The organism is Micromonospora sp. HM134 (assembly GCF_007833915.1).
Lineage (GTDB): Bacteria > Actinomycetota > Actinomycetes > Mycobacteriales > Micromonosporaceae > Micromonospora > Micromonospora wenchangensis.
The window spans coordinates 3136215-3155809 of sequence record NZ_CP041061.1; the positions used below are offsets into that span (position 1 = coordinate 3136215).

Annotated in this window: 3 protein-coding genes and 1 pseudogene; all 4 read left to right on the forward strand. The window is 74.6% G+C overall.

Annotated elements, in window-relative coordinates; genetic code table 11:
* Positions 1-93 precede the first annotated feature (93 nt).
* Positions 94-10182: pseudogene (locus FJK98_RS33590) on the forward strand (SDR family NAD(P)-dependent oxidoreductase); the annotation flags it as partial.
* On the forward strand, positions 10179-14522 hold the full coding sequence (locus FJK98_RS13680; RefSeq protein WP_370517049.1) for a type I polyketide synthase: 4344 nt from the start codon (positions 10179-10181) through the stop codon (positions 14520-14522). The pseudogene FJK98_RS33590 and the gene FJK98_RS13680, both read left to right, overlap by 4 nt.
* Entirely contained in the window at positions 14519-18343 is a 3825-nt protein-coding gene (locus FJK98_RS13685; protein WP_145919349.1) for a type I polyketide synthase, read from the forward strand. The genes FJK98_RS13680 and FJK98_RS13685 overlap by 4 nt, the downstream gene beginning before the upstream one ends.
* Complete coding sequence (locus tag FJK98_RS13690; protein WP_145919350.1) at positions 18340-19569, forward strand: cytochrome P450; 1230 nt, start codon at positions 18340-18342, stop codon at positions 19567-19569. The genes FJK98_RS13685 and FJK98_RS13690 overlap by 4 nt, the downstream gene beginning before the upstream one ends.
* Positions 19570-19595: the final 26 nt, after the last annotated feature.

A 19595-nucleotide genomic window follows, 5' to 3' on the forward strand; every position in this document is an offset into this window, starting at 1 on the left:
GACATGGCCGACGAGAAGCTGCTCGGATACTTCAAGAAGGTCAGCGCCGACCTGTACAAGACCCGGCAGCGGCTGACCGAGCTGACCGAACGGGACCGGGAACCCATCGCCATCGTCGGCATGGCCTGCCGCTACCCGGGTGGGGTCGGCTCCCCGGAGGACCTGTGGGACCTGGTCGCCGAGGGTCGGGACGCCATCTCCGACTTCCCCACCGACCGGGGCTGGCCGGCGGACCTCTACGACCCCGACCCGGAACGGGCCGGACACAGCTACGCCCACGAGGGTGGCTTCCTGCACGACGCCGCCGACTTCGACCCCGCCTTCTTCGGCATGAGCCCCCGGGAGGCACTCGGCGTCGACCCGCAGCAGCGGCTGCTGTTGGAGATCACCTGGGAGGCGTTCGAACGGGCCGGCATCCTCCCCGCCTCGGTGCGTCGTACCCCGGTCGGGGTGTTCACCGGCATCATGTACGGCGACTACGGCCTGCGGGTCCGCGACGTCCCCGAGGAGTTCGAGGGCTACCTGTTGACCGGCAGCGCCGGCAGCGTCGCCTCCGGTCGGATCGCCTACACCTTCGGCCTGACCGGTCCCGCCGTCACCGTCGACACCGCCTGCTCGTCGTCCCTGGTCGCCCTGCACCTCGCCGCCCGGTCGCTGCGCGCCGGGGAGTGCACGCTGGCCCTCGCCGGTGGTGTCACCGTGATGGCGAGCCCCGGCACGTTCGTCGAGTTCAGCCGGCAGCGGGGGCTGGCCCCGGACGGCCGGGCCAAGTCGTACTCGGCCGCCGCCGACGGGGTCGGCTGGGCCGAGGGCGCCGGCATGCTGCTGCTGGAGAAGCTCTCCGACGCCCGCCGGCACGGCCACCCGGTGCTCGCCGTCGTCCGGGGTTCCGCGATCAACCAGGACGGCCCGTCCAACGGGCTCACCGCACCCAACGGCCCCGCCCAGCGCGCCGTCATCCGGCAGGCCCTCGAATCCGCCGGCCTGACCCCGACGGACGTGCAGGTGGTGGAGGGCCACGGGACGGGCACCCGGTTGGGTGATCCGATCGAGGCACAGGCGCTGTTGGCGACGTACGGGCAGGGTCGGTCGGTGCCGTTGTGGTTGGGGTCGGTGAAGTCGAACATCGGTCATGCGCAGGCGGCGGCGGGTGTCGCCGGGGTGATCAAGATGGTGTCGGCGATGCGGGCGGGGGTGGTGCCGGGGTCGCTGCACGCGGGCGAGCGGTCGGGGTTCGTGGACTGGTCGTCGGGTGCGGTGGAGGTGGTGACCGGCCCGAGGCCGTGGGAGGTGGAGGGCCGACGCCGGGCGGGGGTGTCGTCGTTCGGGATCAGCGGCACCAACGCGCACGTCATCCTGGAGGAACCCCCCGCCGTGACGGACCCGTCGCCCGACGGGTCACCCGCCGAGGCGGGCCCGTCGGCCGGGGCCACCGGCGAACCCGACGCCGTACCGGTGACGCCGTGGCCGGTGTCGGCGCGGACGACCGCCGGGGTACGGGAACTGGTCGAGCGGCTCCGCCCGTGGAGCGCCGCCGCCGACCCGACGGTGCCGGCGGCCGACGTGGGCTGGTCCCTGGCGTCGACCCGGACGGTGTTCGACGACCGCGCCGTGCTGCTCGACGGCGACGTCGTCGCGGACTCGGCCTCGGTGCCCCCGGAACTCCGCTGGCCGGCGACGGTCCCACCGGCAGGTGACGCCGACCCGGCGTCCCCGGCCGCGACGGACGTCGACTCCCGGGTGGTGCCCTCCGGCCTGGGCCTGGTGTTCGGGGGTCAGGGTGGTCAGCGGGTGGGGATGGGTTCGGGTCTGTATCAAGCGTTTCCGGTGTTCGCGTCGGTGTTCGACGAGGTGTGTGGGCTGTTGGGGCCGGATGTCCATGAGGCGATCGGCTCTGGTGTGGGGCTGGATGGGACGGGGGTGGCGCAGCGGGCGTTGTTCGCGGTGGAGGTGGCGTTGTTCCGGCTGGTCGAGTCGTGGGGTGTGAACCCTGCAGTTCTGGTGGGTCATTCGATCGGGGAGATCGCTGCCGCGCACGTGTCGGGGGTGTTGTCCCTGCCGGATGCGGTGACGTTGGTGTCGGCGCGGGCTCGTCTGATGGCGGCGCTACCCGCCGGGGGAGCGATGGTGTCGTTGCGGGCCTCGGTGGGGGCGGTGCAGCCGTTCTTGTCCGGTGACGTGGTCATTGCGGCGGTGAATGGTCCGTCGGCGGTGGTGATCGCCGGTCCGGAGCGGGAGACGCTGCGCGTGGCGGAGGCGGTGGCGACGGCGTTGGGGGTGCGGCAGCGGCGGTTGTCGGTGAGTCACGCGTTTCATTCGCCGTTGATGGAGCCGATGTTGGACGGGTTCCGTGCGGTGGTGGAGGGCCTGTCGTTCGGTCCGGCGCGGATTCCGGTGGTGTCGTCGGTGACGGGGCAGGTCGAGGATCTGGCGGATCCGGGGTATTGGGTGCGGCAGGTGCGTGAGCCGGTGCGGTTCCACGAGGCGATCGAGGCGGCTGGTCCCCGGTCGTGGTGGGAACTCAGCCCGGACGGTGGTCTGTCGTCCCTGTTGGCCGACGGTATCCCGATGCTTCGTCCGACCGTCGATGAGGCGGTCAGTGCGGTGACGGGGTTGGCGCAGGTGTGGGTGCGCGGGCACGACGTCGACTGGCGGGCCTACTACGGCGGCGGCACCGTCGTCGACCTGCCCACCTACCCGTTCCAACGGCAGCGGTACTGGCTGGACGCCGGGGCCGGACGGGGCGACGTGACCAGCGCCGGCCTACGCTCCGCCGGGCATCCGCTGCTCGGCGCGACGGTCGAACTGGCCACCGGTGACGGCGTGCTGCTCACCGGGCGGGTGTCCCTGCGTACCCATCCGTGGTTGGCCGACCATGCGCTGCTCGACACCGTGCTCCTGCCCGGGACGGCCTTCGTGGACCTCGTCCTGCGCGCGGGCGACCACCTCGGCGTCAGCGTCGTCGACGAACTGACCATCGCCGCGCCGCTGGTGCTCACCGAGGAACCGGTGGAGATCCAGGTGGCCGTCGGCGCGCCCGACCCCGACGGCAGGCGACCGGTGACCGTCCACTCGCGTCCGCACACCGCCGACGGCGACGACCCCGCCTGGACCACCCACGCCGAGGGGCAGCTGACCGTCGCGCCCCCCGCCGCCCCCACCGGGCAGGAGACCTGGCCACCGCCCGGCAGCCGCGAGATCGACGTCACGCACGCCTACCCCCGCCTGGCCGAGGACGGCCACCGGTACGGCCCGGCCTTCCGTGGCCTGCGCCGGCTGTGGCAGCTCGACGAGGAGATCCTCGCCGAGGTGGGCCTGCCCGCCGACCGGCACGCCGACGCCGACGCGTTCGTGCTGCACCCCGCACTGCTCGACGCCTGCCTGCACCCGCTGCTGCGCGGTGTGCTCGACGACACCCGCCCCGGCGGTCTGCCGTTCTCCTGGAGCGACGTGCAGGTGCACCGATCCGGCGCGACCACCCTGCGGGTACGGCTGCGGGAACAGGCGACCGGCAGCCTCACCCTGACCGGCTACGACGAGTCCGGCGCGCCGGTGGTCACCGTCGGTGGACTGCTGTCCCGCCCCGTCTCCCCGGAGGCGCTGCGGTCGGCCGGGCGGCCCCGCCAGGAACACCTCTACGAGCGGGTGGCCGTGCCGGTGCCGGCCCCACCGGTCGCCGCCCCGGTGCCGGCCTTCGACGCGGGCCCCGCCCCGCTGACCTGCCACCACCTGACCGTCGACCCCGGCCGTGACGACCTGGCCGGCCGTACCCACGCCACGGTCGCCGCCGCCCTCGCCCTGGTCCGCACCCTGCTGACCGACCCGTACGCCGACACCCGGGTCGTCGTCGCCGGTGACCGTGTCGCCGACGATCCCGCCCTGGCCGCCGCCTGGGGGTTACTGCGTACCACGCAGACCGAGAACCCCGGGCGGCTCGTCCTGGTCGACACCGACGACCCGACCACGGTCCCCACCGTCGCGGCCGGGCTCGCCGCCGGTGACGAACCGGAGGTGAGCGTCCGGGCCGGCACCTGGACCGTCACCCGGTTGGCCCGGGTCACCGCCCCACCGGCCGAACCCGCCCGCATCCCCGGTCCGGTGCTGGTCACCGGCGGCACCGGTGGGCTGGGCGCGCTGGTCGCCCGCCACCTGGTGACCACCCACGGCGTACGCGAACTCGTGCTGGCCAGCCGTCGGGGCGCCGGAGCACCGGGCACGGGCGAACTGGTGGCCGGGTTGACCGGCCTCGGTGCCACGGTCAGCGTCGCCGCCGTCGACGTGGCCGACCGGGACGACCTGGCCCGGCTGCTCGACAGTCATCCCGTCCGTTCGGTGGTGCACACCGCCGGGGTGCTCGACGACGCGGTCGTCGGCGCGCTCACCGACGAACAGCTCACCCGGGTGCTCCGCCCCAAGGTGGACGCCGCCTGCCACCTGCACGAGCTGACCGTGGACCGGGCCCTGGACGCGTTCGTCCTCTACTCCTCGTCGGCCGCCGTGTTCGGTGGCCCCGGGCAGGCCAACTACGCCGCCGCCAACGCGTTCCTCGACGCGCTCGCCGCCCACCGCCGGGCCCGGGGGCTGCCCGCGCTGTCGCTCGGCTGGGGACTGTGGCAACAGGACGGCGGCATCACCGCCGCCCTCACCGCCGCCGACCGGGACCGGATCACCCGGGCCGGCATGACCCCACTGGACCGGTCGGAGGGGATGGCCCTGTTCGACACCGCGATCACCCTGGCCGACGCGACCGGCCAGCCGCACCTCGTACCGATGCGGATGGACCTGCCGAGGATCACCGGTGAGCCACCGGCGGTGCTGCGGGGGCTGGTCCGTCGCCCGGCCCGGCGGGCCGTCGCGGCGGCCGACCCCACCACGGTCTTCGCCAGGCGGCGCGGCGCGGACCTCACCGCCACCCTCCTCCAGGTGGTACGGGAACGCGTCGCGGACGTCCTCGGCCACTCCGGTGTCGACGCGGTCCCCGCCGACCGGCCCTTCACCGAGCTGGGCTTCGACTCGTTGACCGCCGTGGAACTGCGCAACGCGCTGTCGACGGCGACCGGGCTGCGCCTTCCCGCCGGGCTGGTGTTCGACCATCCCACCCCGGCGGCGGTCGCCACCTGGCTGACCACGAAGATCGCCGGCACCCCCGCCCCCGCCCCGGTCGCCACCCCGACCCGCACCGACGACGACCCCGTCGTCATCGTCGGCATGGCCTGCCGGCTGCCTGGCGGGGTACGCAGCCCGGAGGACCTGTGGCGGGTGGTCGCCGAGGGCACCGACGCGATCGGCGACTTCCCGACCGACCGGGGCTGGGACCTGGACAACCTCTACCACCCCGACCCGGACCACCCCGGCACCACGTACGCCGCCCAGGGTGGCTTCGTCGACGGGATCGCCGACTTCGACCCGGCCCTGTTCGGCATCTCGCCCCGGGAGGCGCTGGCGATGGACCCGCAGCAGCGGCTGCTGCTGGAGACCTCGTGGGAGGCGTTCGAACGGGCCGGGATCCCCCCGCTCGCCGCCCGGGGTTCGCGGACCGGTGTCTTCGTCGGGGTCAGCAGCCAGGACCACGGCTCGCTGCTCGCCACCGTGCCCGAGTTCGAGGGGCAACTGCTCACCGGCAGCGCCAACAGCGTCGCGTCCGGCCGGCTGGCCTACCACCTCGGCCTGGTCGGCCCGGTCCTCACCCTGGACACGGCGTGCTCGTCGTCGCTGGTGGCCCTGCACCTGGCGGCGAACGCCCTACGCGCCGGGGAGTGCGACCTCGCCCTCGCCGGTGGTGCGCTGCTGATGTCCACCCCGACCCTGTTCGTCGAGTTCAGCCGGCAGGGCGGACTGTCGCCGGACGGCCGGTGCAAGGCGTACTCCGCCGACGCCGACGGCACGGGGTGGGCCGAGGGCGCCGGGATGCTGCTGGTGGAACGTCTCTCCGACGCCCGGCGGCACGGCCACCCGGTGCTCGCGGTGGTGCGGGGCAGCGCGGTGAACTCCGATGGCGCGTCGAACGGCCTGACCGCGCCGAGCGGCCCGTCCCAGGAACGGGTGATCCGCCAGGCGCTGGCCGTGGCGGGCCTGTCGGTGTCCGACGTGCAGGTGGTGGAGGGCCACGGCACCGGCACCCGGTTGGGTGACCCGATCGAGGCGGAAGCGTTGTTGGCGACGTACGGGCAGGGGCGGTCGGAGCCGTTGTGGTTGGGGTCGGTGAAGTCGAACATCGGCCACACGCAGCACGCGGCCGGTGCCGCCGGGGTGATCAAGATGGTGTTGGCGATGCGGCATGCGACGGTGCCGGGGTCGTTGCACGTGGGCGAGCCGTCGGGGTTGGTGGACTGGTCGTCGGGTGGGGTGGAGGTGGTGCGGGGGTCGCGGGAGTGGGTGGTGGCTGATGGTGGTCGTCGGCGGGCGGGGGTGTCGTCGTTCGGGATCAGTGGGACGAACGCGCACGTGATCGTGGAGGAACCGCCGGCTGAGCCGGAGGTGCCGGCCGGAGGCGGTTCGCCCGTGTCGTCGGGACAGACCCCGGCGGCGGGTACGCCGGTCGGTGGCGTGGGGTCCTCCGCCGAGGTGTTGCCCGCGCCGGTGGGGGTGACGCCGTGGCCGGTGTCGGCGCGGACCACCGCCGGGGTGCGGGAGTTGGTGGAGCGGTTGCAGTCGATGGTGGCTGGGGTGTCGGGGGTGGATGTGGGGTGGTCGTTGGCGTCGACGCGGTCGGTGTTCGACGAGCGGGCGGTGTTGCTTGACGGTGTGGTGGTCGCGGATGGGGTGTCGCTTGCTTCTGGGGTGCGGGCGTTGGCGTCGGGTGGGTTGGGTTTGGTGTTCGGGGGTCAGGGTGGTCAGCGGGTGGGGATGGGTGCGGGTTTGTATCGGGCGTTTCCGGTGTTCGCGTCGGTGTTCGACGAGGTGTGTGGGCTGTTGGGTGGGGACGTGCGGGAGGCGATCTCGTCCGGGGTTGGTCTGGATGGGACGGGGGTGGCGCAGCGGGCGTTGTTCGCGGTGGAGGTGGCGTTGTTCCGGCTGGTCGAGTCGTGGGGTGTGCAGCCGGCGGTTCTGGTGGGTCATTCGATCGGGGAGATCGCCGCCGCGCACGTGTCGGGGGTGTTGTCGCTGCCGGACGCGGTGACGTTGGTGTCGGCGCGTGCCCGTCTGATGGCGGCGCTACCGGCCGGGGGTGCGATGGTGTCGCTGCGGGCATCCGAGCGTGAGGTGGAGCCGTTCCTGTCCGGTGATGTGGTGGTCGCGGCGGTGAATGGTCCGTCGGCGGTGGTGATCGCCGGTCCGGAGCGGGAGACGCTGCGGGCGGCGGAGGCGGCAGCGACCATGCTGGGCGTCCGGCAGCGGCGGTTGTCGGTGAGTCACGCGTTCCATTCGCCGTTGATGGAGCCGATGTTGGACGAGTTCCGTGCGGTGGTGGAGGGCCTGTCGTTCCAGCCGGCGCGGATTCCAGTGGTGTCGACCGTCACCGGAACGGTCGAGGATCTGGGGGAGCCGGATTATTGGGTGCGGCAGGTGCGTGAGCCGGTGCGGTTCCACGAGGCGATCGAGGCGGCTGGTCCCCGTTCCTGGTGGGAGTTGAGCGCGGATGGTGGTCTGTCGTCCCTGCTGGCCGACGGTATCCCGATGCTCCGGCCGGGTGCCGATGAGGCGGTCAGCGCGGTGACGGGGTTGGCGCAGGTGTGGGTACGCGGCCACGACGTGGACTGGCGGGCGTACTACGGCGGGGGGAAGGTCGTCGACCTGCCGACGTACCCGTTCCAACGGCAGCGGTACTGGCTGACGCCGGCACCCCGCACGGACGTGGCGGGCGTCGGGCTCGACCCGGTGGAACATCCGCTGCTGGGCGCGGCGGTGGAGCTGTCCGACGACTCGTTCGTCCTCGCCGGCGTACTGACCGCGACGGCGCTGGCCGAGGCCGGACCGCACGTCGTCCTGGCGGAGGCGGCGCTGGCCGCCGCCCGGCACGCGGGCGTCACCGGCGTCACCCAACTCGTCCCCGAGGTGCCGCCCGAGCGCCCCGGCCCACTGCGGGTCACCGTGGACGGTGCCGGCTTCACCATCGCCTCCCGGCCCAACGGCACCTGGATCGAACACGCGACCGGGCAACTCTCCGCCGAACCCGGCGACGGCGGGGCACTGCCCACCGCCGTGCTCCGCTCCGCCCTCGACGACCTCGCCCCCGCCCGGCCCGTCCGCTGGACGAACCTGACCGTGCACCGGGCCGCCCCCGCCGTGGACGTCGAGATCGCGCACCACGACACCGGGCACGTCCGGATCGCCCTGGTCGACCACGACGGCACCGTCACCACGGAAGCCGAGATCGAACTCGGCGACGACGCCGGCCCGTCCGTCGGCGACGCCCTGTTCCACCTGGAGGACCGGCGCGTCCCGACGCGGGAGACGAGCGGCGTACCGGGTGACTGGGCGGTGCTCGGCGACGACGAACTCGGGCTGCTCGACGGGCTGGGCGGCCTGCGCCGGCACCGTACCCTCGCCGAACTGCTCGACTCGACGGCCGGCCGGCCGGACGTGCTGCTCCACCCGCTGACCTACCCGGACACCGGGGACCCGGCGGCGGACACCCACACCATGGCACAACGGGTGCTGAAACTGGCCCAACACTGGCTCCGCGACGAGGCGCTCGCCCCCTGCCGCCTGGTGTTCGTCGCCTCCGGGGTGGACCGGGACGTCGTGCTCGCCACCGCCTGGGGGCTGGTCCGCTCGGCGATCAGCGAGTACCCGGACCGGTTCGGCCTGGTCGCCCTCGACGGGGACCGCCGCTCGGCACGGGCGTTCCCGTACGCCCTGCTAGCCGGCACCACCGAACTCACCGCGACCGGCGGTGCGGTGACCACCCCGACGCTCGTCCGCAGCCGGGGTGTCGCCCCGTCACCCCGCCGCTGGTCCGGCCCCGTGCTGGTCACCGGGGGCACCGGCGGCCTGGGGGCGCTCGCCGCCCGGCACCTGGTCACCACCCACGGCGTACGCCGGCTGCTGCTGGTCAGCCGGCGGGGGCCGGCGGCCCCGGGTGCGGCGGAACTCCGCGCGGAACTGCTCGACCTGGGCGCGCAGGACGTCACCGTGGCCGCCTGCGACGTGACCGACCGGGACGCCCTGGCGGAACTCCTCGCCGGGACCGACCCGGCGCACCCGCTGCGCGCGGTGATCCACACCGCCGGGGTGCTCGATGACGGTGTGCTGCCCGCCCTGACGCCGGAACGTCTGGACACGGTGCTGGCCCCGAAGATCGACGCCGCCTGGCACCTGCACGAGCTGACCCGGGATCTCGACCTCGACGCGTTCGTGCTGTACTCGTCGATCTCCGGACTGCTCGGCCCGCCCGCCCAGGCCAACTACGCGGCGGGCAACTCCGGCCTGGACGCGCTGGCCCGGCTGCGCCGCCACCTCGGCCTGCCCGCCGTGTCGCTGGCCTGGGGACTGTGGGCGCAGGACAGCGGCATGATCGGCACCCTGGACGCGCACGACCGGGAACGTGTCGCCCGGACCGGTGTGGTGCCGATGACCGAGGCCGAGGGCATGGCGCTGTTCGACCTGGCGCTGGCCCACGACCGGGCCGTGCAGGCGCCGGTCCGGCTCGACCCGGCCGCGCTGCGGGCGGTCGACGCGCCGCCGCCCGTGCTCCGCGCCCTGGTCCGCACCCCCCGCCGTACGCCGGGGGAGCAGCAGCCGGCCGCCGACCGGATCGCCGCGCTCGCCCCGGCCGACCGCCGCCAGGCGGTGCTGGACCTCGTCACCGCCCAGGCGGCGAAGGTGCTCGGCCACGCCGACCCGACCGAGGTCGACCCGGGCCGCCGCTTCGCCGACCTGGGTGTGGACTCGCTGGCCGCCACCCAGCTCCGCAACGCGGTCAGCGCCGCCGCCGGTGTGCCGCTGCCGGCCGGTGTGGTGTTCGACCATCCCACCCCCGCCGCGCTCGCCGACTTCGTCTGCGGGCTGCGCTGGCCGGACCAGGAGCGCGGGGACGGCTCGACGATGGCCGCCCTCGACCGGCTGGAGGCGGCGCTGCGCACCGGCGACGCGGGCGGCGACGAGGTGGTCGACCGGCTGGAACGCCTCCTGATCGAACTGCGCCCACCCGCCGACTACGGCGACCTGGACACCGACGACCTGGACACGATCCCGGTGGACCGCCTCTACGACATCATCGACCAGGGAACGGAGCTGTGATGGCCGAGGACAGCGCCAAGCTCGTGGAGTACCTGCGCAAGGCCACCACCGACCTGCGCCGGTCACGGGCCCGCGTCGCCCAGTTGGAGAGCCGGATCAGCGAACCGGTCGCGATCGTCGGGATGGCCTGCCGGCTGCCCGGCGGGGTACGCGGCCCGGACGACCTGTGGCGGGTGGTCGCCGAGGGGGTCGACGCGGTCGGCGGGTTCCCGACCGACCGGGGCTGGGATCTCGCCGGGCTCTACCACCCCGACCCGGACCACCCCGGCACCACGTACGCCACCGGCGGCGCCTTCCTCGCGGACGTCGCCGGCTTCGACGCCGACTTCTTCGGCATCTCCCCCCGGGAGGCGTTGGCGATGGACCCGCAGCAGCGGCTGCTGCTGGAAACCTCGTGGGAGGCCATCGAACACGCCCGTATCGACCCCGGGTCGCTCGCCGGCAGCCCGACCGGCGTGTTCGTCGGCACCATGTACCAGAACTACGCCTTCGGCGGTCAGGACGTGCCCGACGAACTCGAAGGGCTGCTGATCAGCGGCAGCGCCGGCAGCATCGTCTCCGGCCGGATCGCCTACCAGTTCGGCTTCACCGGGCCCGCGGTCACCCTCGACACCGCCTGCTCGTCGTCGCTTGTCGCCCTGCACCTGGCGGCGTCGGCGCTGCGTGCCGGGGAGTGCTCGCTGGCGCTCGCCGGGGGCGTGACGGTGATGCCCACCGCCGACCTGCTGGTGGAGTTCGCCCGGCAGCGTGGCCTGGCCCCGGACGGCCGGTGCAAGGCGTTCGCCGACACCGCCGACGGCGTCGGTTGGGGTGAGGGCGTGGGCCTGCTGCTGCTGGAACGGCTGTCGGACGCCCGCCGCAACGGCCACCGGGTGCTGGCGGTGGTGCGGGGCAGCGCGGTGAACTCCGATGGCGCGTCGAACGGCCTGACCGCGCCGAGTGGTCCGTCGCAGGAACGGGTGATCCGTCGGGCGTTGGCGGTGGCGGGTCTGTCGGTCAACGACGTGCAGGTGGTGGAGGGCCACGGGACGGGCACCCGGTTGGGTGATCCGATCGAGGCGGAGGCGTTGTTGGCGACGTACGGGCAGGGTCGGTCGGTGCCGTTGTGGTTGGGGTCGGTGAAGTCGAACATCGGTCATGCGCAGGCGGCGGCGGGGGTCGCCGGGGTGATCAAGATGGTGTCGGCGATGCGGGCGGGGGTGGTGCCGGGGTCGCTGCACCTGGCCGAGCCGTCGGGGTTCGTGAACTGGTCGTCAGGCTCGGTGGAGGTGCTGCGGGAGCCCCGGGAGTGGACGGTGGCCGATGGTGGTCGTCGGCGGGCGGGGGTGTCGTCGTTCGGGATCAGCGGCACCAACGCGCACGTGATCGTGGAGGAGCCACCGCCGGTGGAGACGGGCGCTCCGGCGGACGCGGATGCGCTGGCGGCGGGTTCGCGGGTGCCGGTGGGGGTGACGCCGTGGCCGGTGTCGGCGCGGACCGCCGCCGGGGTGCGGGAGTTGGTGGAGCGGTTGCAGTCGATGGTGGCTGGGGTGTCGGGGGTGGATGTGGGGTGGTCGTTGGCGTCGACGCGGTCGGTGTTCGACGAGCGGGCGGTGCTGCTCGACGGTGAGACTGTCGCGGATTCGGCGTCGCTCGCTCCGGAGATTCGTGCTCTGGCTTCCGGTGCGGTTCCTACCCCCACAGTGGATCCGGCCCGGGGGTCGTCGGATGGCGCTGCGTCGTCGGGTGGGGTGTCGTCCGGTGGCATTCCTGTGGGGTTGGGTCTGGTGTTCGGGGGTCAGGGTGGTCAGCGGGTGGGGATGGGTGCGGGTTTGTATCGGGCGTTTCCGGTGTTCGCGTCGGTGTTCGATGAGGTGTGTGGGCTGTTGGGGCCGGATGTCCATGAGGCGATCGGCTCTGGTGTGGGTCTGGATGGGACGGGTGTTGCGCAGCGGGCGTTGTTCGCGGTGGAGGTGGCGTTGTTCCGGCTGGTCGAGTCGTGGGGTGTGCAGCCGGCGGTTTTGGTGGGTCATTCGATCGGGGAGATCGCCGCCGCACATGTGTCGGGGGTGCTGTCCCTGCCGGATGCGGTGACGTTGGTGTCGGCGCGGGCTCGTCTGATGGCGGCGTTGCCGGCGGGTGGGGCGATGGTGTCGTTGCGGGCCTCGGCTGAGGCGGTGCAGCCGTTCCTGTCCGGTGATGTGGTGGTCGCGGCGGTGAATGGTCCGTCGGCGGTGGTGATCGCCGGCCCCGAACAGGAAACGCTGCGAGCGGCGGAGACGGCAGCGACCACGCTGGGTGTGCGGCAGCGGCGGTTGTCGGTGAGTCACGCGTTTCATTCGCCGTTGATGGAGCCGATGTTGGACGAGTTCCGTGCGGTGGTGGAGGGCCTGTCGTTCCAGCCGGCGCGGATTCCGGTGGTGTCGACCGTCACCGGAACGGTCGAGGATCTGGGGGAGCCGGATTATTGGGTGCGGCAGGTGCGTGAGCCGGTGCGGTTCCACGAGGCGATCGAGGCGGCTGGTCCCCGTTCCTGGTGGGAGTTGAGCGCGGACGGTGGTCTGTCGTCCCTGCTGACCGACGGTATCCCGATGCTCCGGCCGGGTGCCGACGAGGCGGTGTCGGCGGTGACGGGGTTGGCGCAGGTGTGGGTACGCGGGCACGAGGTGGACTGGCGGGGGTACTACGGCGGCGGCACCGTCGTCGACCTGCCGACGTACCCGTTCCAACACCGACGGTACTGGCTCGCTGCCGGTCCGGCGACGCCGCCGCTGTACGCGGTGCGGTGGACGCCGACGGACCTGCCCGCCGGGGAGGCGGCGGTGCTCGACTGCGCCGGCAGTGGCACCGCCGAGGTACTCGCGGTCCTCCAGCGGCGGCTCGCCGAACCCACCGGTGGTCGGCTCGTCGTCGGCTTCGACGGCACCGATCCGGCGGCCGACGGGGTGGCCGGTCTGCTGCGTGCCGCCCGGACCGAGCATCCGGGCCGGGTGGCTCTCGTCGACCACGACGGCACCCCGGCGTCGCTGGCGGCACTGCCGGCCACAGCCGCCGCCGGCCACGGGGAGGTCCGGCTGCGTGCCGGCGTCGCCAGCGTCCCGGAGTTGACAGCCGCCACCACCGGACCCCGCCCGCCCGTCGACGGCACGGTCCTGGTGACCGGGGCGGCGGGCGCCCTCGGCAGCGCCGTCGCCCGCCACCTGGTCACCGCGTACGGCGTGCGTGACCTGGTGCTGCTCGGCCGCCGCGGGGCGCCGGACCTGGCCGCCGAGCTGGCCGCGATCGGCGTGACCGCCACCTCGGTCGCCGGCGACGTCACCGACCCGGATGCGGTGGCCGCCGCGCTGCACGGGCGCACCCTGCGCGGGGTGGTGCACGCGGCGGGCGTGCTCGCCGACGGGGTCCTGTCCGGGCTCACCCCCGACCAGCTCGACCGGGCCTGGCGGGCCAAGGTGACGGGCGCGCGGGTCGTCGACCGGCTCACCCGCGACACCGACCTGGCCTTCTTCGTGCTGTTCTCGTCGGTCGCCGGGCTGTTCGGGGCGGCCGGGCAGGCCGCGTACGCCGCCGCGAACAGCGCGCTGGACGCCCTCGCCGAGCGTCGCCGGGCGGCCGGGCTGCCGGCCACCTCGATCGCCTGGGGGCCGTGGGCCGGTGCGGGCATGACCGGGGACCTGGGCGTCGCCGACCGGGCCCGACTCGCCGCCGCCGGCCTCGCCCCGCTGCCGGTGGCCGCCGGGCTGGCCCTCTTCGACGCGGCGCTGACCAGCACCGAACCGGTGGTCGTCGCGGCCGACCTGCGCACCGCGACCCTCGACCCGAGCACCGCCCCGGCCCTGCTGCGGACCCTGCTGCCGGCGGGGGAACCCACGTCCCCGCCCGTGCTGGACCTGACCGGCCTGGACACCCAGGGCCGTCGGCAGGCGGTCACCGACCTGGTCCGGGCCACCGCCGCCACCGTGCTGGGCCACCAGCCGGGCACGCTGGTGCCGGTGACTGGCGCCTTCCACGACCTCGGCTTCGACTCGCTGACGTCGGTGGACCTGCGTAACCGGCTGAGCGCGGCGACCGGGGTGCCGCTCGGCATGGGCGCGGTGTTCGACCACCCCACCCCGGCGGCGCTCGCCGCGCACCTGCTCACCCAGCTCGCCACCGACACCGACCCGGAGGACGAGCGGGTACGCGCGACACTGCGCACCCTCCCCGTCGACCGGCTGCGCCGCGCCGGCCTGCTGGACCGGCTGCTGGCCCTGGCCGACGAGCAGACCCCACCGGACGAACCGGCGGGGCCGGCCGACCTCGACGCGCTCTCCGGTGAGGAACTGCTCGCGCTGGCCGCGCAGACGGTGGGTCAGCAGTGAGCGCCGGCACCGAACAGTACGTGGCGGCCCTGCGTAACGCGCTGCGCGAGGTCGACCGGCTGCGCGGGGAACTCGACCGGGCCGCCGCGTCGGCCGCCGAACCGGTCGCCGTGGTCGGGATGTCCTGCCGGTTCCCCGGCGGCGCGGACACCCCGGACCGGTTCTGGGACCTGCTCGACGAGGGCCGCGACGCGGTCGTCCCGTTCCCCACCGACCGGGGCTGGCCGGCGGACCTGCACGATCCGGACCCGGCCGCCCCGGGGCACAGCTACGTCGACTCCGGCGGCTTCCTGCCCGACGTCGCCGGGTTCGACGCCGGCTTCTTCGGGGTCTCCCCCCGGGAGGCGTCGGCGATGGACCCGCAGCAGCGGATGCTGCTGGAGCTGGCCTGGACGGCGGTCGAGGACGCCCGCATCGACCCGGAGCGGCTGCGCGCCACCGAGACCGGGGTGTACGTGGGCACCAACGGCCAGGACTATCCGCTGCTGCTCGCCCACGCCGCCGGCGAGGCCGAGGGTTTCCTGCTCACCGGCAACGCGGCGAGCGTCGCCTCCGGCCGCATCTCGTACGTGCTCGGGCTGACCGGGCCGTCGCTGACCGTGGACACCGCCTGCTCGTCGGCGCTGGTGGCGGTGCACCAGGCCGTCCGCGCGCTGCGCTCCGGCGAGGTGCCCCTGGCCCTGGTCGGGGCGGCGTCGGTGATGTCGACACCGGTCGGGTTCACCGAGTTCAGCCGCCAGCGGGGCCTGGCCGCCGACGGGCGGTGCAAGGCGTTCTCCGCCGCCGCCGACGGGGTCGGCTGGGGCGAGGGCGGGGCGGTGCTGCTGCTGGAGCGGCTCGGTGACGCCCTCGCCCACGGGCGTACCGTGCACGCGGTGCTGCGCGGCAGCGCGGTCAACTCCGACGGGGCGTCCAACGGGTTGACCGCGCCGAACGGCCCCGCCCAGCGGCGGGTGATCGAGCGGGCGCTCGCCGACGCCGGGCTCACCCCCGGTGACGTCGACGCCGTGGAGGCGCACGGCACCGGCACCCGCCTCGGCGACCCGATCGAGGCCGAGGCGCTCCTGGCCAGCTACGGCCGGGCCCGGGACCGGCCGCTGTGGCTGGGCTCGGTGAAGTCCAACCTGGGTCACACCCAGGCCGCCGCCGGTCTGGCCGGACTGGTCAAGCTGGTGCTGGCGCTGCGGCACGGCCGGCTGCCGCGTACGCTGCACGCCGCGACCCCGACCACGGCGGTGCGCTGGGACGACTCCCCGGTGCGGCTGCTGACCGCCGCCCAGCCGTGGCCGCGTGGGTCCCGCCCGCGCCGGGCGGCGGTGTCGGCGTTCGGGATCAGCGGCACCAACGCCCATGTCGTCGTCGAGGAGCCACCCGCACCGGCTGCCGGCGGGCCGGCGGTGACCCCGCTGCCCGCGGTGCCGTGCCTGCTCTCCGCCGCCGACCCGCAGGCGCTGCGGGAGCAGGCCGGCCGGCTGGCGACGCTGGTACGGGCCGACCCGACGCTCACCCCGGCGGGGCTCGGCCTGGCGTTGGCCACCGGGCGGGCGGCGCTGCGGCACCGGGCGTGCGTCACCGCGACCGACCGCGCCGGGCTGCTCGCGGGTCTCACCGGGCTGGCCGATGCCGGGGTCGGCGCGGGCACGACCTGCGGCGGTGACCTCGCGGTCCTGTTCACCGGGCAGGGCGTGCAACGGGTCGGGATGGGCCTGGCGTTGGCCGAGCGGTTCCCCGCCTACGCGGAGGCGTTCGCCGAGGTCTGCGGGCACCTCGATCCGCTGCTGGACCGGCCGCTGGCCGCCGCCGTCGCCGACGGCGGCGGACTCGACGACACGGGCACCGCGCAGCCGGCGATCTTCGCGGTCGAGGTCGCCCTGTACCGGCTGCTGGAGGCGTACGGCCTCACCCCGGCCGCCGTCGCGGGGCACTCCGTCGGCGAGTTGACCGCCGTGCACGTGGCGGGCGCGTTGTCGCTGGCCGACGCGGCCACCGTGGTCGCGGCCCGGGGCCGGCTGATGGCCGCGCTGCCGGCGGGTGGGGCGATGCTCGCCGTACGGGCCGACGAGGCGGAGGTGACCCCGCTGCTCGGCGACGACGTCGAGTTGGCCGCCGTCAACGGTCCCCGGGCGGTGGTGCTCTCCGGCACGGTCGACGGGGTGGAGCGGGCGGCCCGGCTGCTGCGGGCCGGCGGCCACCGGTGCCGGCGGCTCGACGTCAGCCACGCCTTCCACTCCCGGCTGATGGAGCCGGCCCTGGCCGGGTTCGCCGAGGTGGTGGCGGGGGTACGGTTCACCGCGCCCCGGCTGCCGGTGGTGTCCACCCTGACCGGGGCGGTGCTGACCGTCGAGGACCTGGCCAGGCCCGGGCACTGGCTGACGCACGCCCGCCGGCCGGTGCGGTTCGCCGACGCCGTCCGCACCCTGGAGCGGCGCGGGGTACGCACCTTCCTGGAGGTGGGGCCGGCCCCGGCGCTGACCGCGACGGTGGTTGACTGCCTGCGCACTCCCACGGACGCGGCGGCCGTTCCCACGCTGCGTCCCGACGTGCCCGATCCGGTGTCGGTGCCGGTGGCGATGGGCGCGCTGCTGGTGCGGGGGCACCTGGACCGGGCGGCGGTGTTCGCCGGCACCCGCGCCGCCCCGGTGGCGCTGCCCGGTTACCCGTTCCAGCGGACCCGGTTCTGGCCCGACGCCCGGTTCACGACCACCACCGGCGGCCCGCAACCGGTGACGTCGGCACCACCGGCGGCCACCCCGGCCCCGGACGCGCTACGCGACGTGGTGCTGCGGCACGTGGCGGCGGTGCTCGGCCACGGTACGGCCCCCGTCGACCCGCACCGGTCGCTGGCCGAGCTGGGCCTGACCTCACTCAGCGCCGTGGAGCTGCGCGACCGGCTGGTGCGGGCCACCGGGCTGCCCGTCGGCACCGCCGACCTGCTCACCGCCGTCACCGCCGACGAACTCGCCGGCACCCTCGCCGGGCGGGCCGACGGCGACCCCGACGACGGCGCGGTGCGGGCGGCGTTCGCGGCGGCCTGCGCCCGTGGCGACGTACCCGCCGGGTTGGACCTGCTGGCCGCCGCGGCGGACCGGGCACCGGCCGGCGGCACCGCCGCCGCCGCGACGCCGCTGGTGTTCGCCGAGGGCGACGGCCCGCTGCTGGTCTGTCTGCCCAGCATGGTCGCCCCGGCCAGCCCCTACCAGTACGCCCGGCTGCTGGCCTGCCTCGACCGGCCCGCCGTGGTGCTGCCGCTGCCCGGCTACCGGCTGGGGGAGGCGCTGCCGGCCACCCGCGCCGAGGTCGTCGACGCCCAGGTAGCGGCGCTGCGGGCGCACCTCGGCGACCGGCCGTACGTGCTGGTCGGCTACTCCTCCGGCGGCTGGCTGGCGCACGCGGTGGCGGCGGCCCTGCACGACCTCGGCACACCGCCCGAGCGGGTGGTGCTGGTCGACGTGCACGTCCCGGGCGGGTCCTGGTACGTCGCGACGATGCCGACCCTGTTCACCCGGATGGCCGCCGACCGGACCGTCACCGAACTGGTCACCGACCGGCAGTTGCTGGCCATGGGGCGGCATCTGGCGCTGTTCGCCGACTGGCGACCGCAGCCGCTGGCGGTCCCCGTCACCCACCTGCGGGCCGCGGCGGCGCCCGGCGGACGGGAGCCGGGCTGGGCGGCCGACACCGGGTGGCGCACCGTGCCGGGCGACCACCTGGGCGTCCTCACCGGTGACGCCCCGACCACGGCCGCCGCGCTGGCCGACTGCCTGCGGTCGGCACCGACGAACACCCCACTGATCCCCTCACCGACAGGGCGGAGCCGATGACCATCGGACAGCAGGAAACCTCGACCCCCCACCCGGCGGACATGCTCACCGAGGAGTTCGCCCAGGACCCGTACCCGGGGTTCGCCCGGCTGCGCGACGGCGGCACGGTGGACCGGTTCCGGCTCAAGACGTTCTCCACCGCCGTGCACGCCTGGCTGGTCACCCGGCACGCCGACGCGCGCCGGCTGCTGGCCGACCCGAGGCTGTCCAAGGACGCCGGACGCATCGCCTCGGTGATCCGCGCCCAGGCCGTCGACCCGGACGAGCACGTCACCGACAACCCGCCGAGCATGCTGTTCAGTGATCCCCCCGACCACACCCGGCTGCGTCGGATCGTCGGCGGCGCGTTCACCACCCGGCGGGTGCAGGGCCTGATCCCGGTGATCGAACGCTTCACCGACGCCGCGTTGGACCGGATCGTCGCGGGGGAGACGGTCGACTTCGTGACCGACGTCGCGCTGCCCGTGCCGATGGCGGTCATCGGCTCGCTGCTGGGCATCCCCGAGGAGGCGTTCGACGACTTCCGCCGGTGGAGCGCGGAACTCGGCAGCGTCGGCACCTCGCTGGCCGACAAGCAGCAGGTGATCGCCGACGCCTACGGCTACGTGCGGGACCTGATCGCGGTCAAGCGCACCGCGCCGGCCGACGACCTGATCAGCGCGCTCATCGCCGCCGACGACGAGGGCGGCCGGCTGGCCACCGCCGAGTTGCTGTCCACCGTGTTCCTGATGATGAACGCCGGCTACGAGACGACCGCGGCGATGCTCAGCAGCGCCGTGCTGCTGCTGCACCGGCAGCCGGAGCTGCGCGCGGAGCTGGCTGCCGACCCCGGACGGGTGCCCGCCTTCGTGGAGGAGGTGCTGCGCTACGAGAGCCCGTTGAACCTGAGCACGATCCGGTTCACCGAGCAGGAGGTGACCGTCGGCGACAGGGTCATTCCGGCCGGGGAGATCGTGTTCATCTCGCTGTGCGCGGCCAACCGCGACGCGGACCGGTTCCCCGATCCCGACGCGGTCCGCCTCGACCGCGACGGCCACCTGGCGTTCGGGCACGGCATCCACCACTGCCTGGGCGCACCGTTGGCCCGGCTGGAGGGTCGGGTGGTGTTGCAGCGGCTGCTGGCCCGGCACCCGCACTGGCGGCTGGCCGTCGCCGACGACGAGGTCGCCTGGCGGCACAGCCTCCAGTTCCGCGCCATCGAGTCGCTGCCCGTGCGCTTCGGCTGACACCCCACCCACCACCCGAGCAGAGG

Bases quoted from the DNA above. Each gene is read 5' to 3' on its own strand.
- FJK98_RS13690 (WP_145919350.1), top strand. From the start codon at position 18,340: ATGACCATCGGACAGCAGGAAACCTCGACCCCCCACCCGGCGGACATG.